The 16,748-nt window shown below is 71.6% G+C and carries 18 protein-coding genes; 9 read left to right on the top strand and 9 right to left on the bottom strand.

The window, feature by feature from the left end:
• Window positions 1–19 precede the first annotated feature (19 nt).
• Complete coding sequence (gene disA / locus H1W00_RS05140) at window positions 20–1,081, top strand: DNA integrity scanning diadenylate cyclase DisA (RefSeq protein ID WP_181754257.1); 1,062 nt, start codon at window positions 20–22, stop codon at window positions 1,079–1,081.
• A gap of 12 nt (window positions 1,082–1,093) precedes the next feature.
• Here the strand turns inward: disA and H1W00_RS05135 are convergent, their stop codons facing one another.
• A complete protein-coding gene (locus H1W00_RS05135; RefSeq protein WP_181754255.1) occupies window positions 1,094–2,278 on the bottom strand; it encodes an oxygenase MpaB family protein in 1,185 nt (394 codons plus the stop codon).
• A gap of 44 nt (window positions 2,279–2,322) precedes the next feature.
• Between H1W00_RS05135 and H1W00_RS05130 the strand changes: the two genes are divergently transcribed.
• Window positions 2,323–2,919 carry a TetR/AcrR family transcriptional regulator gene (locus H1W00_RS05130; RefSeq protein ID WP_241732821.1) on the top strand — a complete coding sequence of 199 codons (597 nt, stop codon included), beginning with the start codon at window positions 2,323–2,325 and terminating at the stop codon, window positions 2,917–2,919.
• A gap of 63 nt (window positions 2,920–2,982) precedes the next feature.
• On the opposite strand, the gene H1W00_RS05125 is transcribed toward H1W00_RS05130, so the two are convergent.
• Window positions 2,983–3,468: a CarD family transcriptional regulator gene (locus H1W00_RS05125; RefSeq protein WP_181754253.1), complete on the bottom strand. Its 486-nt coding sequence runs from the start codon at window positions 3,466–3,468 to the stop codon at window positions 2,983–2,985.
• Window positions 3,469–3,561: 93 nt separating this feature from the next.
• Here H1W00_RS05125 and H1W00_RS05120 point away from each other — a divergent pair, with 93 nt between their 5' ends.
• Window positions 3,562–4,125, top strand: coding sequence for a hypothetical protein (locus H1W00_RS05120; protein WP_181754251.1), 564 nt, complete (start codon window positions 3,562–3,564; stop codon window positions 4,123–4,125).
• A gap of 60 nt (window positions 4,126–4,185) precedes the next feature.
• Here H1W00_RS05120 and phoU read toward each other — a convergent pair whose 3' ends face one another.
• Window positions 4,186–4,833, bottom strand: coding sequence for a phosphate signaling complex protein PhoU (phoU, locus tag H1W00_RS05115; RefSeq protein WP_181754249.1), 648 nt, complete (start codon window positions 4,831–4,833; stop codon window positions 4,186–4,188).
• Window positions 4,834–4,966: 133 nt separating this feature from the next.
• Between phoU and H1W00_RS05110 the strand changes: the two genes are divergently transcribed.
• The gene (locus tag H1W00_RS05110) at window positions 4,967–6,100 is read left to right on the top strand and encodes a sensor histidine kinase (RefSeq protein WP_286930193.1); all 1,134 of its coding nucleotides are present in this window, start codon (window positions 4,967–4,969) and stop codon (window positions 6,098–6,100) included.
• Window positions 6,097–6,774 carry a response regulator transcription factor gene (locus H1W00_RS05105; RefSeq protein ID WP_078699966.1) on the top strand — a complete coding sequence of 226 codons (678 nt, stop codon included), beginning with the start codon at window positions 6,097–6,099 and terminating at the stop codon, window positions 6,772–6,774. Before H1W00_RS05110 ends, H1W00_RS05105 begins: the two co-directional genes overlap by 4 nt.
• Here the strand turns inward: H1W00_RS05105 and H1W00_RS05100 are convergent, their stop codons facing one another.
• From H1W00_RS05100 to mshA, 4 genes are read right to left on the bottom strand one after another with little or no spacing between them, the layout of a single operon-like run.
• Window positions 6,775–7,518, bottom strand: coding sequence for a phosphoglyceromutase (locus H1W00_RS05100; RefSeq protein ID WP_181754247.1), 744 nt, complete (start codon window positions 7,516–7,518; stop codon window positions 6,775–6,777).
• A gap of 34 nt (window positions 7,519–7,552) precedes the next feature.
• Window positions 7,553–8,125 (bottom strand): DsbA family protein, encoded by a 573-nt coding sequence (locus H1W00_RS05095; protein ID WP_181754245.1) that lies wholly within the window; start codon window positions 8,123–8,125, stop codon window positions 7,553–7,555.
• 3 nt (window positions 8,126–8,128) lie between these two features.
• Window positions 8,129–8,614 carry a type III secretion system chaperone family protein gene (locus H1W00_RS05090; protein ID WP_181754237.1) on the bottom strand — a complete coding sequence of 162 codons (486 nt, stop codon included), beginning with the start codon at window positions 8,612–8,614 and terminating at the stop codon, window positions 8,129–8,131.
• Window positions 8,611–9,837, bottom strand: coding sequence for a D-inositol-3-phosphate glycosyltransferase (gene mshA, locus H1W00_RS05085; RefSeq protein ID WP_181754235.1), 1,227 nt, complete (start codon window positions 9,835–9,837; stop codon window positions 8,611–8,613). Before mshA ends, H1W00_RS05090 begins: the two co-directional genes overlap by 4 nt.
• A 26-nt stretch (window positions 9,838–9,863) precedes the next feature.
• Here mshA and H1W00_RS05080 point away from each other — a divergent pair, with 26 nt between their 5' ends.
• Entirely contained in the window at window positions 9,864–10,604 is a 741-nt protein-coding gene (locus H1W00_RS05080; protein WP_181754233.1) for an SDR family NAD(P)-dependent oxidoreductase, read from the top strand.
• Between the two features lie 22 nt (window positions 10,605–10,626).
• Here the strand turns inward: H1W00_RS05080 and H1W00_RS05075 are convergent, their stop codons facing one another.
• Both H1W00_RS05075 and H1W00_RS05070 read right to left on the bottom strand, forming a co-directional pair.
• Window positions 10,627–11,595, bottom strand: coding sequence for a hypothetical protein (locus tag H1W00_RS05075; RefSeq protein ID WP_181754231.1), 969 nt, complete (start codon window positions 11,593–11,595; stop codon window positions 10,627–10,629).
• Between the two features lie 74 nt (window positions 11,596–11,669).
• On the bottom strand, window positions 11,670–12,563 hold the full coding sequence (locus H1W00_RS05070; RefSeq protein WP_286930209.1) for a sterol desaturase family protein: 894 nt from the start codon (window positions 12,561–12,563) through the stop codon (window positions 11,670–11,672).
• Window positions 12,564–12,604: 41 nt separating this feature from the next.
• Between H1W00_RS05070 and H1W00_RS05065 the strand changes: the two genes are divergently transcribed.
• The 3 genes from H1W00_RS05065 to H1W00_RS05055 all read left to right on the top strand — a co-directional run bounded on the left by H1W00_RS05065 (window position 12,605) and on the right by H1W00_RS05055 (window position 16,713).
• Complete coding sequence (locus H1W00_RS05065) at window positions 12,605–13,426, top strand: SDR family NAD(P)-dependent oxidoreductase (RefSeq protein WP_194956242.1); 822 nt, start codon at window positions 12,605–12,607, stop codon at window positions 13,424–13,426.
• A gap of 90 nt (window positions 13,427–13,516) precedes the next feature.
• Window positions 13,517–14,593, top strand: coding sequence for a Glu/Leu/Phe/Val dehydrogenase dimerization domain-containing protein (locus H1W00_RS05060; protein ID WP_181754229.1), 1,077 nt, complete (start codon window positions 13,517–13,519; stop codon window positions 14,591–14,593).
• A 68-nt stretch (window positions 14,594–14,661) separates the two neighbouring features.
• Complete coding sequence (locus H1W00_RS05055; RefSeq protein WP_206679971.1) at window positions 14,662–16,713, top strand: MMPL family transporter; 2,052 nt, start codon at window positions 14,662–14,664, stop codon at window positions 16,711–16,713.
• Window positions 16,714–16,748 lie beyond the last annotated feature (35 nt).

Genomic DNA, 16,748 nt, shown 5'->3' with positions numbered 1-16,748 from the left:
ACCGAGAGCGGGGGATGTCGTGGCGGTTCCGGACCTGAGGGCCACACTCACCTCCGTCGCGCCCGGAACGGCGCTGCGTGAGGGACTCGAGCGCATCATGCGAGGGCGCACCGGCGCCCTGATCGTGATCGGCCAGGACCGGATCGTCGACTCGATCTCCACGGGCGGCTTCGCCCTCGACGTGCCCTTCACGGCCACCGGCGTCCGCGAGCTGGCGAAGATGGACGGCGCGATCATCCTGGACTCCTCGGCCACGCGGATCATGCGGGCCGCGGTGCACCTCATGCCCGACCCGTCGATCCCCACCACCGAGTCCGGCACCCGCCACCGCACCGCCGAGCGCGTGGCCCGCCAGACCGGCGTCCCGGTGATCTCCGTGTCGGCGTCGATGCACACGATCGCGCTCTACCAGGACGACCAGCGCTACGTCCTCGAGGAGCCCACGGTCGTCGTCAGCCGCGCGAACCAGGCGCTGCAGACGCTCGAGCGCTACCGCACCCGCCTCGACGAGGTGTCCGACGCGCTGTCGGCGCTCGAGGTCGAGGACCTCGTCACCGTCCGCGACGTCACCGCGGTGGCCCAGCGCCTCGAGATGGTGCGACGCATCTCCGACGAGATCGACATGTACGTCCTCGAGCTCGGCTCCGACGGCCGCCTCCTGTCGCTCCAGCTCAACGAGCTCGTCGGCGGGGTCGAGTCCGAGCGCACCCTCGTGGTGCGCGACTACCTGCCCGCCGGCGCCGACGACCAGGTGGTCAAGGTCCTCGACGAGCTGGCCGCGCTGGAGTCGCAGGAGGTGCTCGACCTCGGTGTCGTCGCCGCCGCCCTGCAGATCGGCGACGGCAACTCGCTCGACGCCTCGGTCTCGCCGCACGGCTACCGGCTGCTCGCGCGCATCCCGCGCCTGCCCGGCTCGGTGGTGGAGCGCCTCATCACGCACTTCGGCACGCTGCAGCGCCTGCTGGGCGCCAGCCTCGACGACCTCCAGGCCGTCGAGGGCGTGGGCGACCTGCGGGCCCGCGGCGTGCGCGACGGCCTCTCCCGCCTCGCCGAGTCCAGCATTCTGGAGCGCTACGTCTGAGAGTTCGGCGGCTCAGCTGGGCAGATCGGCCACGGCGCGGTCGTCGGACGCGTAGTACTCCGCGAGGATCTTCTGCGCGACGCGGGCGCCGCTCTCCTCGAGGCGCCGCTTCCCGCCGGGCAGCCGCCCCAGCACCCGGTGCCGCGCCGAGTTGGCCACCCAGAGCATCACGTGCGCCCACGGAGGTCGCCACGGCAGTCCGAGCTCACGCATGCTCTCGCGGCCGAGGAACAGGCTCAGCATGCTGAGTGAGCGCTCGGTCTTCCAGCGCCCGTGCGGCAACCGGCCGAGCACGGCGATGATGTCCTGCGAGAGCTGCGGTCCCGCTTCGGTGATCCCGTCCTGGGCCAGCACGACGTGGTAGTTGATCCGTTGGCGCTCGCGTTCGGAGTCCACCAGCCACGGCTCGTCAACACCCATCAGCCAGCCCACGTACTTCCACAGGTGCATCACGGCACGTGAGTCGTCCTGACTCACCGGCACCCCGAGCGCCTTCACACCGATCAGCACCGTGCCGTCGAACAGGCCGAGCGTGCCCGCCTGGTCGGCCTGGTTGATCGGCAGGCCCCACCGCTCGACGTCCCACCGCGGCTCGAACGTGTGGTTCACCAGCGCGTGCATCGCCCGCACGTGCGCCGTGGTGCGCCAGCCCTCGCCGTGCACGTCCAGGCCGCCGGCCGTCGTCACCGCCACCGCCCACGACTGGGTCTCGGCGAGCCGACGCTGCGTGCTCTCCCCGGCCAGCGCTCCGGTCGCCACGAGCAGGTCCGGAGGCCCGCCGAAACGGTAGCCCCCGATCAGCGAGAGCTGCAGCAGCACGTCGGCCGCGTTCCGCCCGAAGCGCCGGAAGACCCGCGCCCCCTCCTCGACCAGGTCGCGGTCGAGCCAGGGCGGGTCCTCCCGCAAGGTCCCCACGAACTCCGCGAGCGCGGGCGGCGCCTCGGCGTCGATGCCGTGCTCCAGCGCGGCGCGGAACTGCGCCATGGACACGCGCTCGGGATCGCCGGCAGGCAGGCGCATCGCCGCTGCCAGCCGAGCGCCCAGCTCGTCGCGTTGCGTGAACCCCCGTCCGATCCGCGCCATCAGGAGCTCGTCGACCTCACGTACCCCGGCGAGGACCTTGAGCACCCGGCCCAGCCTCACGTTGCGCTCTCCCCCGGCCCGGAAGCGGGCGGGCGGACTCTGGACCGTCGTCATGACGACACCGTGACACGAGTAATTGCTCGCATACAATTCGCGTCATGGCCCTGAGGAAGCTCCCCCGTCAGCAGCGCTCACGCGACATGGTCGACCGGATCGTCGCCGCGGCCCGCGAGGTGCTGGTGGCCGACGGCTACGACCGGCTCACCACGAACCGCGTGGCCGACCGGGCCCGGGTGAGCCCCGGCTCGCTCTACCAGTACTTCCCCGACAAGGCCTCGATCGTCGAGGAGGTCACCGCCCGGTACGTCGACCGGCTGGCCGAGGACGTGGTCGCCTCGCTGGTCGACCATGTGCACGAGGATCCCGAGGCGATGGCCCGCGCGACGGCCGAGGCCCTGTTGTCGGCACTCGAGCGCGACCCCACGCTGCTGCGCGTGGTGTGGCAGGAGCTGCCGGCGTCGCGTCACCTCGACGACCGGCACGGCCTGGAGCGACGGGTGCGCGACGTGCTGCGCGCCTACCTCGGCGGCCGGCAGCCTCCCGGCGCCCGGCGTCGCGACCCGGCCCGCTCCTCGTGGCTGATCGTCCTGGCGGTGGAGTCGCTGGCCGTGCGCTTCGTGCTGGACGACGATCCTCCCCTGACTCGCGAGGAGCTCGTGGAGGACCTCGTGGCCCTCGGCCTCGCCTGGTGGTGACCGCGCCACAACAGACGAGCGCCCGGCCGAAGCCGGGCGCTCGTCAGTGAGTGGGTTGCTGCGTCAGGAGGCGAGGACCTCGTCGAGACGGATCTCGGCCTTGTCCTCGTTCGTGTTCTCGGCGAGCGCGAGCTCGGAGACGAGGATCTGGCGCGCCTTGGCCAGCATCCGCTTCTCGCCGGCCGAGAGGCCACGCTCGTGATCGCGGCGCCAGAGGTCGCGGACGACCTCGGCCACCTTGAGGACGTCGCCGGAGTGCAGCTTCTCCAGGTTCGCCTTGTAACGTCGGGACCAGTTGGTGGGCTCCTCGACGTGCTCGGCACGGAGCACGCTGAAGACCCGCTCGAGTCCTGCTTCATCGACCACGTCGCGGACGCCCACGAGATCGACGTTGTCGGAAGGGACGCGGACGACCAGATCGTTCTGAGCGATGATCCGGAGAACGAGGTACGTGCGGTCCACGCCCTTGATGTTCCGGACCTCGATGTCTTCGATCACCGCCGCGCCATGATTGGGGTACACGACGGTTTCGCCGACAGAGAAAGCCATGGAGAAAGCACCTTTCCTAGGTGACCAGAATAACATGGCGGAACGAGTACCCTGCCTGCCTTCGTTCCCGGGTGCCCCGGATACCATGCCAGCGTGAGCACTCGTCGCACCCTTGCCGCCATCACCCTGGCCGTCGTCGCCCCGTTCGCGCTCTCCGCCTGCGGCACCAGCTTCGGCGCCCAGACGAATCAGCAGTACCAAGCCGCTGTCGGCTCGAACCTGCGCACGGGCCCGATCGGCGTCTACAACGGACTGTTCGTGGACAACGCCGACGGCACCGCCACCTTCTCCGGCGGTCTGCTGTCCACCGAGAGCCAGACCATCGAGTCGGTCACGGTCGACGGCGCCGCGAAGAAGCTGGCCCGTCCGATCACGCTGAAGCCCGACACGCTGCTGACGCTGGGCACCGCGGGCGAGATCGTCGTCAAGAGCGACATCGCGGCCGGCGACTACGTGGTCATCAGCTTCGCGGCCACCCCCGGTGGGGACGTCAGCATCGAGGTCCCGGTCGTGGCCCGCACCGAGATGTACGCCGACGTCGCGAAGCGGCCCACCGGCGAGGCCAAGACCGTCCAGGAGCAGGAGTCCGACCCGGCCGAGGGCGGCGAGGACCAGTCCGACGTCGAGCAGAAGGACACGTCCCCGCCCTCGTCGTGATCCTCACCCCGAGCACGACGAACGGCCCCGGCGATCGCCGGGGCCGTTCGCGTTCCGAGGTCAGGCGACGGGAAGCTCGCCCGTTACGAGGTAGACGACGCGGCGGGCCATGCTGACGGCGTGGTCGCCGATGCGCTCGTAGTAGCGACCCAGCAGCGCGAGGTCGATCGCCGTGTCGACGCCGTGCTCCCACGTCCCGTCGAGCAGGACCCGGAAGAGCTCCTGGCGCAGGCGGTCCATCTCGTCGTCCTCGATCTCGAGCTCGGCGGCCGCGCCGAGGTCGCGCTCGGAGACGATCCGGGCAGCCGACCCGATCATCGAGTGGGCGACCCGCGCCATGTCGCGGATGAGCGGCTGCACCGGCAGCGGCACGGCCGCCTCGGGCGCGCGGCGGCGGGCGATCTTGGAGACGTGCACGGCCAGCGCGCTCATGCGCTGCAGGTCGGCCACCATCCGCAGGGTCGAGACGAGCTGCCGCAGGTCGGTGGCGACGGGCTGCTGGGTCGCCAGCAGCACGAGGGCCCGCTCCTCCACCTCGTCGATCGCCTCCTCGATGCCACGGTCGGAGCCGATGACCGCCTCGGCGGTGGCGATGTCGGTGTCGAGCAGTGCGGTCGTGGCGTCGGCCACCGCGGTTCGCACCCGGTCGGTGATGAGGACGAGCTCGTCGACGATGACGTCGAGCTGCTCGTAGTACTGGTCGCGCATGGCTCGACGGTAGGCGCGCCGCATGAATGCGAGACGACCTGCGGTGAACGGGGGGTGAACGCCAGCGGAAACCGTGCCTCTCGGGCCCGCCGCGATGGTGGCCGGCACGTGTCGTCGGCCTACGATCGGTCCCGTGGAGGTCTCCCAGATCCTGGCCGGCGCTGCCGGCATCGTGCTCGGCGCCGTGATCACGTACGTGTGGCGGTTCTCCGAGCGATCCCAGGAGGTCGTCCCGCCCGCTCCGGCCGCGGCCGTCCCGCCGGACATCGCGACCGTGCTGTCGGTGCTGCGGTCCTCGGCCGTGGTCCTCGACCAGGAGGAGCGCGTCCTGCGCGCCTCCGCGCCGGCGATCGCCCTCGGCCTGGTCACCGACGACGACCGGCTGCGCAGCGGTGAGCTGCTCGACCTGGTCCGGCAGGTCCGCCGCGACGGCGAGGTCCGCGAGGACGAGTTCGAGATCCGCATCCGCCGCCGGCCGCTCGTCTACGTCCGCGCCCGGGTCGCGCCGCTGTCGCACGGGCTCATGCTGGCTCTCGTGGAGGACCGCACGAGCGAGCAGCGCGTCGAGGCCCTGCGCCGCGACTTCGTCGCCAACGTCAGCCACGAGCTGAAGACCCCCATCGGCGCGATCAGCCTGCTCGCCGAGGCGGTCAGCGAGGCGCGCGACGACCCCGAGGCGGTCGACCGGTTCGCGGGCCGCATGCAGACCGAGGGTGAGCGCCTGACTCGCCTCGTGCAGCAGATCATCGACCTGTCCCGGCTGCAGGCCGACGTCGCCAGCGACGATGCCGCGCTCGTGAAGGTCGGCGAGCTCGTGGCCGAGGCGATCGAGCACTCGCTCACCGACGCGGAAGCCAAGTCCATCGCCATCTCGCAGGACGTCCAGCCCGACCTCTACGTCCAGGGCGACCGGGCCCAGCTGCACGCCGCGGTCAGCAACCTCGTCGAGAACGCCGTCACCTACAGCCCCGACAGCTCGGTCGTCGCGGTCTCCGCCACGGGCGACGGCGAGGACATCCGCATCACCGTCTCCGACCACGGCGTGGGCATCCCGCCGGAGGAGCAGGACCGGATCTTCGAGCGGTTCTACCGGGTCGACCCCGCGCGCGCCCGCGCCACCGGGGGCACGGGCCTGGGCCTGTCGATCGTCAAGCATGTCGCCGCCGGCAACGGCGGCTCCGTCGAGGTCTGGAGTGAACCAGGCCTCGGTTCGTCCTTCACGCTGGTGCTTCCGGCGCGGGACGTCGATGAAGGAGAGTTCGAGTGACCAAGGTCCTGATCGTCGAGGACGAGGCCAGCTACAGCGAGGCCCTGTCGTACGTCCTGCGCAAGGAGGGCTACGACGTGGCGGTCGCCGAGACCGGCCCCGACGCGCTGACCGCGTTCGAGCGTGGCGGCGCCGACATCGTCCTGCTGGACCTCATGCTGCCGGGCCTGTCGGGCACGGAGGTGTGCCGCACGATCCGCCAGACGTCCTCGGTGCCGATCATCATGGTCAGCGCGAAGGACACCGAGGTCGACAAGGTCGTCGGGCTCGAGCTGGGGGCGGACGACTACGTCACCAAGCCCTACTCCCCGCGCGAGCTGGTGGCGCGGATCCGCGCGGTGCTGCGTCGCGGCGCGCCCGAGGAGGTCGACGACGACGCCGTGATCGAGGTCGGCGGCGTCCGGATGGACGTCGACCGTCACCTGGTCACGGTCGACGGCGGCGAGGTGAAGCTGCCGCTCAAGGAGTTCGAGCTGCTCGAGTTCTTCCTGCGCAACAGCGGTCGCGTGCTGACCCGCGGCCAGCTGATCGACCGGGTGTGGGGCGCCGACTACGTGGGCGACACCAAGACCCTCGACGTCCACGTCAAGCGCCTGCGCGCCAAGATCGAGGACGACCCGGCCCACCCCACGATCCTCACGACCGTGCGGGGGCTGGGCTACAAGTACGCCTAGTCAGCGGCCCTGGTTGGCCACGGCGGCGATGGCGGCCGCCGCGGCGTCGGGGTCGAGGTACTGGCCCCCGCGCTGCGTGGGCTTGAGGTCGTCGTCGAGGTCGTAGACCAGCGGGATGCCGGTGGGGATGTTCAGTCCCACCACCTCGTCCTCGCCGAGCCCGTCGAGGTGCTTGACCAGCGCGCGCAGCGAGTTGCCGTGCGCGGTGACGAGCACCGTCTTGTCGGCGCGCAGGTCGGGCACGATCTGGTCGTACCAGTACGGCAGCATCCGCACGAGCACGTCGGCCAGGCACTCGGTGCGCGGCATCAGCTCGTTCGGCAGGTCGGCGTAGCGGGCGTCGCCCACCTGGCTGAACTCCGAGTCGTCGGCCAGCGCCGGCGGGGGCGTGGAGTACGAGCGCCGCCACGTCATGAACTGCTCCTCGCCGAACTCCTCGAGGGTGGCCTTCTTGTCCTTGCCCTGCAGGGCGCCGTAGTGGCGCTCGTTGAGTCGCCAGCTGCGCTTCACGGGGATCCAGTGGCGGTCGATGCCGTTCAGGGTGATCTCGGCCGTGCGGATCGCGCGCCGCAGCAGCGAGGTGTGCGAGACGTCGGGCAGCAGGCCCGCCTCGCGCAGCAGCTCCGGGGCGCGCAGCGCCTCCTGGAGCCCCTGCTCGTTGAGGTCGACGTCGACCCATCCGGTGAACAGGTTGAGGGCGTTCCACTCGCTGTGACCATGACGCAGCAGGATCAAGGTGCTCATGGCGACAGCCTAGTGCCGCGCCCGGGAGCCCGGCTCAGGACTGCGCGGTGATGGACTGCAGGGCCCGGAGGTAGTCGTCCTGCGAGTGCACGCGCGCGAGCGTGTAGCGCGCCTCGACCACGACGAACGGCGCGGCGTCGGCCCCGATGGCGGCGGCGGTGGTCCGCTGCTCCCCCACCTCGACCAGCAGCTCGTCGCTCGCCAGGAGAGCCTCGGAGGTCTCCAGGTCGAGCCCCACGAGGGCGGCACGGCTGGCCAGCACGAAGCCGTCGGCGATGTCGGCGCCCTCGAGGAAGTGGGCCCGCCACAGCTGGTGCAGGAGCTCGCGCTGGACCTCGGGCCCGGACTCCGCCGCCCACGTCAGGAGGCGCCACGCGTCGGTGGAGTCGGCCGGCACCACCTCGTCGACGTTGAGGTCGATGCCGGTGATGCGAGCGGCGGCGACGACGTCGTCGGCCGGGGCGGAGGCGTCGAAGGTGGCGGCCCGATAGGAGACCTCGACCGGCTCACCGGTCAGGATCGTGAACAGCGCCGCGGCGCGCTCGAAGCGCACGGCGCCGACGTAGGACCAGGCGTCGACGACGTCGGCGAAGACGATGGCTTTCACGGCTCAGTCCTGGGGACGCAGGTGGCGGAACGCGTCGAGGTTGCGCGTGGGCTCACCCCGGGACTCGCGCCAGCGCCACTCCTTGCGGATGCTCGAGGCGAAGCCGAGCTCGAGGATCGTGTTGAAGGACTCGTCAGCGTACGACAGCACCGAGCCCAGCAGGCGGTCGAGCTCGTCGGCGGTGACCGCCTCCAGCGGCAGCCGGCCGTCGAGGTAGATGTCGCCCGCGGAGTCGATCGCGAAGGCGACGCCGAACAGCTTGAGGTTGCGCTCCAGCATCCAGCGGTAGACGGCCTCGTGGTTCTCGTCGGGGTTGCGCGCCACGAAGGCGTGGACGCCGAGCGCGTGCCGGCCCACCTCGAGGCGGCACGTGGTCTTGAGCTTGCGTTCCCCCGGCAGCTCGACCTCGAACACGTCCTGCCCGTGGCGCACGTACTCCAGGCCGGCGTCGTCGAGCGAACTGACGATCACGTCGCGAACGTCGGTCATCCTGCCTCCTCCCGCGCCGCCTCGCGATCGTGCAGGGCGGCGGCATAGACGTCGAGGGTGCGCTCGGCGGTGACGTCCCAGCCGAACGACTCCGCGTGGCGCACGGCCTTGGCGCCGGCGTCGGACCGGAACTCCGGGTCGGCGAGGTACGGCCGCAGCGCCGCCGCGTAGGCGGCCGGGTCGTGCCCGTCGACGAGCGTGCCGGTGACGCCGTCGGCGACGGCCGTGGTGAGGCCGCCGACCGCCGCGGCGACCACGGGGGTGCCGCAGGCCTGGGCCTCGATCGCGACGAGCCCGAACGACTCGCTGTACGACGGGACGCAGACGACCGCGGCCCGCGAGTACCACGTGGCCAGCTCGGCCTGGGTGACCGTGGGGACGAACTCCACCCGGTCGGCGATGCCCAGCTCGTGGGCGAGGTCGGTGAGCTCGGTGGGGCGGTCCAGCCCGCTGCCGGACGGCCCGCCGATGATCGCGACCCGGTGCGGCACGTCGAGCAGCGCCGAGGCGTGCAGCACCACGTCGGGTGCCTTGAGCGGCTGGATCCGGCCGGCGAAGACCACGAGCGGCGGCTCGTCGTCGGGCTCGCTCGCGCTGAAGACGTCGAGGTCGACACCGGGGTGCACGACCGCGACCGCGCGCGGGTCGGCCTCGTAGAGGTCGATCAGCTCGCGCCGCTCCTCGGCGGTGTTGGCGATCAGCCGGTCGGCGAACCGCACGATCTCCTCCTCACCGGCGACCCGGCCGACGGGCTCGGGACGGTCGCCGGCCGCGAGCGACGCGTTCTTGACCTTGGCCATCGTGTGCATCGAGTGCACGAGCGGGACGCCCCAGCGCTCGCGCAGGACCGTTCCGACCTGGCCCGAGAGCCAGAAGTGGGAGTGGACGAGGTCGAAGTAGCCCGGCTCGTGCCAGGCCTCGACGCGCAGCACGTCGCGGACGAACGAGCAGAGCTGGCTCGGCAGGTCGCCCTTCGTCAGTCCCTCGAAGGGTCCGGCGGCCACGTGGTGCACGCGGATGCCCTCGTCGGCCTCGACGACCGGAGGCAGGTGGCGGGACGTGGCCCGGGTGAAGACCTCGACCTCGATGCCGCGGGCGGCCAGCCGGCGCGAGAGCTCGAGGACGTAGACGTTCATGCCGCCCGCGTCGCCGGTGCCCGGCTGGTCGAGGGGGGAGGTGTGCGCCGACAGCATCGCGACACGACGGATCCCTCGGGCAGCCATGCGATCCATTCTGGCACGCTGTCCCCATGCCCACAGCCGTCGTCACCGGAGCCAGCAGCGGGATCGGCGAGGCCACGGCCCGCGCCCTGTCGGCCGCCGGCTACACCGTCCTGGCCGCCGCCCGCCGGCGCGACCGCATCGAGCGGCTCGCCGAGGAGATCGACGCCATCGCACTGCCGTGCGACATCACGAACCCCGACGACGTGGCCCGGCTGGCCGAGGCCGTCGGCGACCGGCTCGACCTGCTCGTCAACAACGCCGGCGGCGCGAAGGGCCTCGAGGACGTCACCGAGGCCGACCTGGACGACTGGCGCTGGATGTACGAGACGAACGTCCTCGGCACCGTCGCGGTCACGAAGGCGCTAGCGCCGGCGTTGATCAACTCCGGTGCCGGCACGATCATCAACGTCGGCTCCACCGCGGGCCGGGTGACCTACGAGGGCGGCGGCGGCTACACCGCGGCCAAGCACGCCCTGGCCGCCGTCACCGAGACCCTGAGGCTCGAGCTCAACGGACAGCCCGTCCGGATCACCGAGATCGCGCCGGGCATGGTCCGGACCGAGGAGTTCAGCCTGACCCGCTTCGACGGCGACAGCACGCGCGCCGACGCCGTCTACGCGGGCGTGGACGAGCCGCTCGTGGCCGAGGACATCGCCGACGCGATCACCTGGGTCGCCACGCGGCCGCGGCACGTGGACGTCGACCTGATGGTCATCAAGCCGGTCGCCCAGGCCGCGCAGTGGAAGGTGCACCGCCGGCCCCAGTGAGTGGCAGGGCCGGCGGGTCCTCTCAGTCGGACGCGGGAGCGTCGGCGCTCGCCGGGTTCTGCGGCGTGGCCGGAGGCGGCGTGGCCGCCGTGGTCCCGGTGGCGGGCGTCGTCGCCTTGCGCGCGGCGGTCTTACGGCCCGGCGACGCGGTGCGCTTCGCGGTGGACGTCGCACCGGCCTTCTTGGCCGGCGCCTTCTTCGCCGCGGTCTTCTTCGCGGTGGTGGTCTTCTTCGCCGCCGCGCGACCCGAGTCGCGGGCCTCCTTCTCGGCAGCACCCGTCGAGGTGGGCGCGGCCGACGTGTTCTTCGGCGGCACCTTCCGGCCCGTCGTCTTCGCGGGGGCCGTCGTGGCGGTGGCCTTCTTCGCCGGGGACTTCTTGGCGGGCGCCTTCTTGGCGGCGGCCGGGCGCTTCGCCGCGGCCTTCGCGACCGGTTCCGGCGTCACTTCGGCCGTCGGGGCGGTGCCGGGCACCTCGGGGTCGACGGGCCCGCTCGCGTCGGACGCGGCCAGTGCCTCGCCGGCGAAGGAGAGCCTGTCGTCGGCCTCGGTGGCGGAGTCCGGCAGCGTGGCCTTCTTCGCGGCCTTCTTCGCGGTCGTCTTCTTCGCCCCGGCCTTCTTCGCCGGAACGCTCTGCGCCGCAGCCTCGCCCAGGGGGTCGCCGTGCGGCCGGTCCGAGCCGGTCTCGGCCGTGGGCGGAGGTGTGCCCTCGGCAGGCGATGGCGTGGCGGAGCCTCCGGGCTTGACGAGGTCGGGGGCGAGCCGGGCGACCATCGCGGTCAGGTCGGCGATCTGCTTCGCCGTCGTGTCGCGGACCTGGGCCACCTCCTCGCGCACCTTCTTCAGCTCGGCGGAGGACGACCGGGTGGCCTTGTCGATCTGCTGGGCCGCCGCCTTCTCGGCCGCCTTGCGGACCTTCTTGAGCTCACCTCGCAGGTCGTTGATCGTGGAGATCGTGTCGCGGAGCTTCTTCTCGACCTTGCTCTTGGCCATCGGGGGATCCTCTCGGTGGTGCGGAGTCGGTGCTGCCAGCCTAGGAGGATCGGGGCTCATGCGCCCGCCGCGAGTCAGTGCGTGCCGGCCTCGGTGCGGCCGCGGTCGATCGTGCCGTCGGGCTTCCACCCGGGCGGACCGAGCACGTAGCCGACCTTCTCGCGCCACGTGGACGCCGACCTCACGTCGGCAGCCATCTTGCGGTAGTCGCCGTACTGCAGCGTGAGGATGTTGTAGGTCTCGACCGGATGCGTGAGCCCGTACCGCGGACGGTGCAGCTCGCGCTGGAAGGTGCCGAACATCCGGTCCCAGACGATGAGGATGCCGCCGTAGTTCTTGTCGAGGTACTCGGGGTCGGAGCCGTGGTGCACGCGGTGGTGGGAGGGGGTGTTGAACACCCACTCGATCGGCCGCGGCAGCTTGCCGACGACCTCGGTGTGCACGAAGAACTGGTAGATCAGGTTGATCGCGAAGGCGGCGAACAGGGTCCACGGCGCGAACCCCAGCAGCGGGAGCGGCAGCCAGAAGAAGAACTCGAACCACGGGTTCCACTTCTGCCGCAGCGCGGTCCCGAAGTTCATGAACTCGCTGGAGTGGTGCGACTGGTGGCCGGCCCAGCCGATCCGCACGCGGTGGCTGAAGCGGTGGTGCCAGTAGTAGCAGAAGTCGAGTCCGACGAGCAGCGCCGGCCAGTACCACCAGGCCGAGACGTCCAGCTCGAACAGGGCGAAATGGGCGAACACGAAGACGAACGCGAAGAACGTGATGATCTTGAAGACCGTCAGGAACAGGATCGAGCCGATGCCCATCGAGATCGAGGTGCGCGCGTCCTTGAAGGCGTAGCCCGTGACGTTGTCGTCGTGGTCGAGCCACTTCAGCGCGGCCAGCTCGATCGCGATGCTCAGCACGAAGAACGGCACCGCGTAGGTCAGTGGGTTCTTCATCGGGTCCAGGAGTTCGGCCAGCACCCCACCACGATACGCGAACCCTGTGACTACCATCACAACGCATGGGCATCGATCCGGCCGGGCAGGTCGTCGTCATCACGGGCTCCTCCAGCGGCATCGGCGCCGCGGCCGCGCGCCGGCTCGCCGCGCGCGGTGCGACGGTGTGCCTGCTGGCCCGGCGCGAGGCCGAGCTGGAGGCCGTCGCCGCGGCGATCCGGGCCGACGGCGGCGACGCCCACGCCCATCCGGTCGACCTCACCGACGAGGCGTCCACCCGCTCGGCCGTCGAGCGCATCCTGGCCGACCACGGCCGCGTCGACGTCCTCGTCAGCAATGCCGCGCGCTCGATCCGGCGCCCCATCGTGGACTCGCTCGACCGCCTGCACGACCACGAGCGCGTCATGGCGATCAACTACTTCGCGGCCGTGCGCCTCATCCACCTCGTGCTGCCGTCGATGCTCGCCACCGGGCGCGGCCACGTCGTGGTCAGCTCGACCCTGTCGACCCAGGTCCCGATCCCGCTGTTCTCGGCCTACCTGGCCAGCAAGAGCGCACTGGAGTCCTACGTACGCTCGCTGTCGGCCGAGCTGGGACACCGCGGCATCACCACCAGCACCGTGCACTTCCCGATGGTCCGCACCGAGATGTCCGGTGGCACCGAGATCTACCGGGCGATGTCGATGATGAGCCCGGACGAGGCCGGCCGGTGGATCGAGCGCGCCGTGGTGTCGCGCCCCTCGCGGATCACGAGCGCGTTCGGCGTGGCCGGCGAGACGTCGATGGCGCTGCTGCCCGGCGTCGTGACGCGCGCGACCGCGCCGTTCTTCCGGCGCATGGACCGCAACCTCGCACGTCGTGCCGCCGCCGGCGACGTTCGCGAGTAGCGTGGGTCACAGCGGCCACCACCCCCGGCCGCGCGACACCACCGCAACCGACAGGCCGGCACCACCCCCGCCAGCCCAGGAAGAGGAAGCATGAGCACGCCCAGCAGCTTCGGCACCCACCACGAGCAAGTCGTCTTCTGCCACGACGAGGCCTCCGGACTGCGGGCGATCATCGCCCTCTACTCCACCGCCCTCGGTCCCGGCCTCGGCGGCACCCGGTTCTTCCCGTACGCCAGCGAGGGTGACGCGCTGGCCGACGTGCTCAACCTCAGCCAGGGCATGGCCTACAAGAACGCCCTCGCCGGGCTCGACCTCGGCGGCGGCAAGGCCGTGATCATCGGCGACCCGCACACCGACAAGTCCGAGGCCCTCCTGCGCGCCTACGGCCGCTTCGTCCAGACCCTCGCGGGCCGGTACTTCACGGCGTGCGACGTGGGCACGTTCTCCACCGACATGGACGTCATCGCGCGCGAGTGCGACTACGTCACCGGTCGCACGGTCGAGCACGGCGGCGCCGGCGACTCCAGCGTCCTGACCGCCTTCGGCGTCTACCAGGGCATGCGCGCCTCGGCGCAGTTCGCGTGGGGCGACACGTCCCTGGCCGGCAAGCGCGTCGGCATCGCCGGCGTGGGCAAGGTCGGGCGTCACCTGACCGCCCACCTCGTGCAGGAGGACGCCCAGGTGGTGGTCACCGACATCGACCCGGCCGCCGTGGCCCGCCTGGTCGAGCAGTACCCGGGCCTCGAGGTCGCCGAGTCCACCGAGGCGCTGATCGCCGCCGACCTCGACGTCTACGCGCCGTGCGCGCTGGGCGGAGCACTCAACGAGTCGTCGGTCGAGGCCCTCACGGCGCGTGTCGTGGCCGGGGCGGCGAACAACCAGCTGGCGCACGACGGCATCGGCAAGCTCGTGACCGACCGCGGGATCGTCTACGCGCCGGACTACTGCGTGAACTCCGGCGGCGTCATCCAGGTCGCCGACGAGCTCGACCCGAGCGGCTTCTCCTTCGACCGCGCGAAGGCGCGGGCCACCGGCATCTTCGACACCACGCTGGCCGTCCTCGAGCGCGCGGCGAGCGAGGGCATCACCACCGCCGAGGCCGCCGACCGCCAGGCCGAGCAGCGCATCCGCGAGATCGGGCGGCTGGCGCAGATCCGGCTCCCTTGACACCGGCGGAAGGACCGGTGGGCATCCCGATGTACCTCCGATTTAGTTAGATCGCCTAGCCTTCTAGCGTGCCTCCAGTCGACCATCGGTCCTTTCCGCTCGCGCGCCTCGTGGGGCCGCGCCGATCCATCGTCGTGGTGCTGCTGGGGCTGATCGTCTCCGGACTGATCATGGCGTTCGCCCCGGAGCCCACCTCCGGCAACGAGGCAGGCTCCAACCTGCCCGAGTCGGCGGAGTCCGCGCGCGCCGAGGCGCTGCTCGACGAGCTGCCCCAGGCCGACGAGGCACCGGCGATCGTCGTGTTCTCCCGCGAGGGCGGTCTCTCCCCCGAGGACCTCACGGCGCTCGGCGAGCGCTCGCAGGCGATCGGCGCGGAGCTGGACCTCGAGGCGAGCCCACCCGTGCCGTCCGAGAACGGTGCGGCCGCGATCGTCGCGATCCCGGTGAAGACCGGGCTGAGCAATGACGACAACGCCGAGCTGGTCGAGCAGATCCGTGAGGTCGCCCGCGCCGACCTGCCCGACGGCGTGAAGGCCGAGGTCACCGGCGCCCCAGCGGTCCAGGCCGACCTCGGAGCGGTGTTCGACGGCGCCGACGTGCGCCTCCTCGCCGTCACCGCCGCCGTCGTGGCGGTGCTGCTGATCATCACCTACCGCAGCCCGTGGCTGTGGCTCGTCCCGCTGACCGTCATCGGCATTGGCGACCGCGTCGCCGCCCGCACGCCCGAGGGCATCTCCGGGGCCTTCGGCCTCGAGATCGACGGCTCGATCACCGGCATCACCTCGGTCCTCGTCTTCGGCGCGGGCACGAACTACGCGCTGCTGCTGATCGCGCGCTACCGCGAGGAGCTGCGCCGCCACGACTCGCGCCACGAGGCGATGCAGACCGCCGTGGGCGGGGCCGCCCCCGCGATCCTGTCCAGCTCCGGCACCGTGGTCCTGGCCCTGCTGTCCCTCCTGATCGCCGACTCGCCGTTCGTCAGCGGCATCGGCCTGGCCGGCGCGATCGGCATCGTCATCGCGGTGGCGTTCGCCCTGCTCGTGCTGCCCTCGGCGATGGTCCTGCCGGGCCGCTGGCTGTTCTGGCCGTTCGTTCCGCGCAACGGCGACGAGGACCCGTCCGAGCGCGGCTGGTGGTTCCGCGTCGGCAGCACCGTCACGTCGCGCCCCTGGCCCGTAGCCATCGCCTCCCTGGGCGTCCTGACGGCCATGGCCGCCGGTGCCCTCACCCTCACCACCGGCCTCGGCCAGAGCGAGCAGTTCCTCGACACACCCGAGTCGATCCAGGCGCAGGAGACGCTGCGGGCCGGCTTCCCCGCCGGCATCTCCGCGCCCACCGTCGTGGCGACCTCTCCCGATCAGGTCGAGGCCGTCACGGCCGCCGCGAGCGAGGTCTCCGGCGTCGAGAGCGCCCGACCGGCCGGCGCCTCCGACGACGTGGCCGAGGTCCAGGTCGTGCTGTCGGTCGCACCCGAGAGCGACGAGGCCCTCACCGCCATCGAGGACCTGCGCACCGCGGTCCAGGACGTCGATCCCGACGCCCTCGTCGGCGGCCCGGACGCCCAGGCGCTGGACGAGGCACAGACCGCCGCGGACGACCGCGCCACGGTCATCCCCATCGTGCTGGCCATCGTGCTGATCATGCTGCTGGTCCTGCTGCGCTCCGTCGTGGCCGCGGCGATCCTGTGCGCCACCACGGTGCTGTCGTACCTGTCGGCGCTCGGCGTGGGCTGGCTGCTGTTCGACAACGTCCTGGGCTGGTCGGCGATGGACGTCAGCACGCCGCTGCTGGCCTTCATCTTCCTGGTCGCGCTGGGCGTGGACTACAACATCTTCCTCACCGCGCGGGCGCGCGAGGAGATGGCCCTCACCGGCGACGCGACCGGATCGATCGTCAAGGCGCTGGCCGTGACGGGCGGCGTGATCACCAGCGCGGGCGTGCTGCTGGCCGCCGTCTTCACCGTGCTGGGCGTGCTGCCGCTCGTGCTGCTGGCCCAGCTGGGCGTCGTGGTGGGGTTCGGCGTGCTGCTCGACACCGTGCTGGTGCGCGGTGTGGCGACGCCGGCCCTCGTCGCGCTGTGCGGCCGCCGCTTCTGGTGGCCGAGCAAACTCTCACGCTGAGGGCGGGAACGCCGAGCACCCGTGGGGCACAGAGG

The sequence above is a fragment of the Aeromicrobium phoceense genome, from assembly GCF_013868155.1.
Lineage (GTDB): Bacteria > Actinomycetota > Actinomycetes > Propionibacteriales > Nocardioidaceae > Aeromicrobium > Aeromicrobium phoceense.
This window is presented reverse-complemented; position numbering and strand designations above follow the sequence as displayed.

What these genes read in the sequence shown, in the direction of transcription:
- H1W00_RS05135 (WP_181754255.1), bottom strand. Translation starts at nt 2,278, where the DNA reads ATGACGACGGTCCAGAGTCCGCCCGCCCGCTTCCGGGCCGGGGGAGAG.
- H1W00_RS05130 (WP_241732821.1), top strand. Translation starts at nt 2,323, where the DNA reads ATGGCCCTGAGGAAGCTCCCCCGTCAGCAGCGCTCACGCGACATGGTC.
- H1W00_RS05125 (WP_181754253.1), bottom strand. Translation starts at nt 3,468, where the DNA reads ATGGCTTTCTCTGTCGGCGAAACCGTCGTGTACCCCAATCATGGCGCG.
- phoU (WP_181754249.1), bottom strand. Translation starts at nt 4,833, where the DNA reads ATGCGCGACCAGTACTACGAGCAGCTCGACGTCATCGTCGACGAGCTC.
- H1W00_RS05100 (WP_181754247.1), bottom strand. Translation starts at nt 7,518, where the DNA reads ATGAGCACCTTGATCCTGCTGCGTCATGGTCACAGCGAGTGGAACGCC.
- H1W00_RS05090 (WP_181754237.1), bottom strand. Translation starts at nt 8,614, where the DNA reads ATGACCGACGTTCGCGACGTGATCGTCAGTTCGCTCGACGACGCCGGC.
- mshA (WP_181754235.1), bottom strand. Translation starts at nt 9,837, where the DNA reads ATGGCTGCCCGAGGGATCCGTCGTGTCGCGATGCTGTCGGCGCACACC.
- H1W00_RS05080 (WP_181754233.1), top strand. Translation starts at nt 9,864, where the DNA reads ATGCCCACAGCCGTCGTCACCGGAGCCAGCAGCGGGATCGGCGAGGCC.
- H1W00_RS05075 (WP_181754231.1), bottom strand. Translation starts at nt 11,595, where the DNA reads ATGGCCAAGAGCAAGGTCGAGAAGAAGCTCCGCGACACGATCTCCACG.
- H1W00_RS05065 (WP_194956242.1), top strand. Translation starts at nt 12,605, where the DNA reads ATGGGCATCGATCCGGCCGGGCAGGTCGTCGTCATCACGGGCTCCTCC.
- H1W00_RS05060 (WP_181754229.1), top strand. Translation starts at nt 13,517, where the DNA reads ATGAGCACGCCCAGCAGCTTCGGCACCCACCACGAGCAAGTCGTCTTC.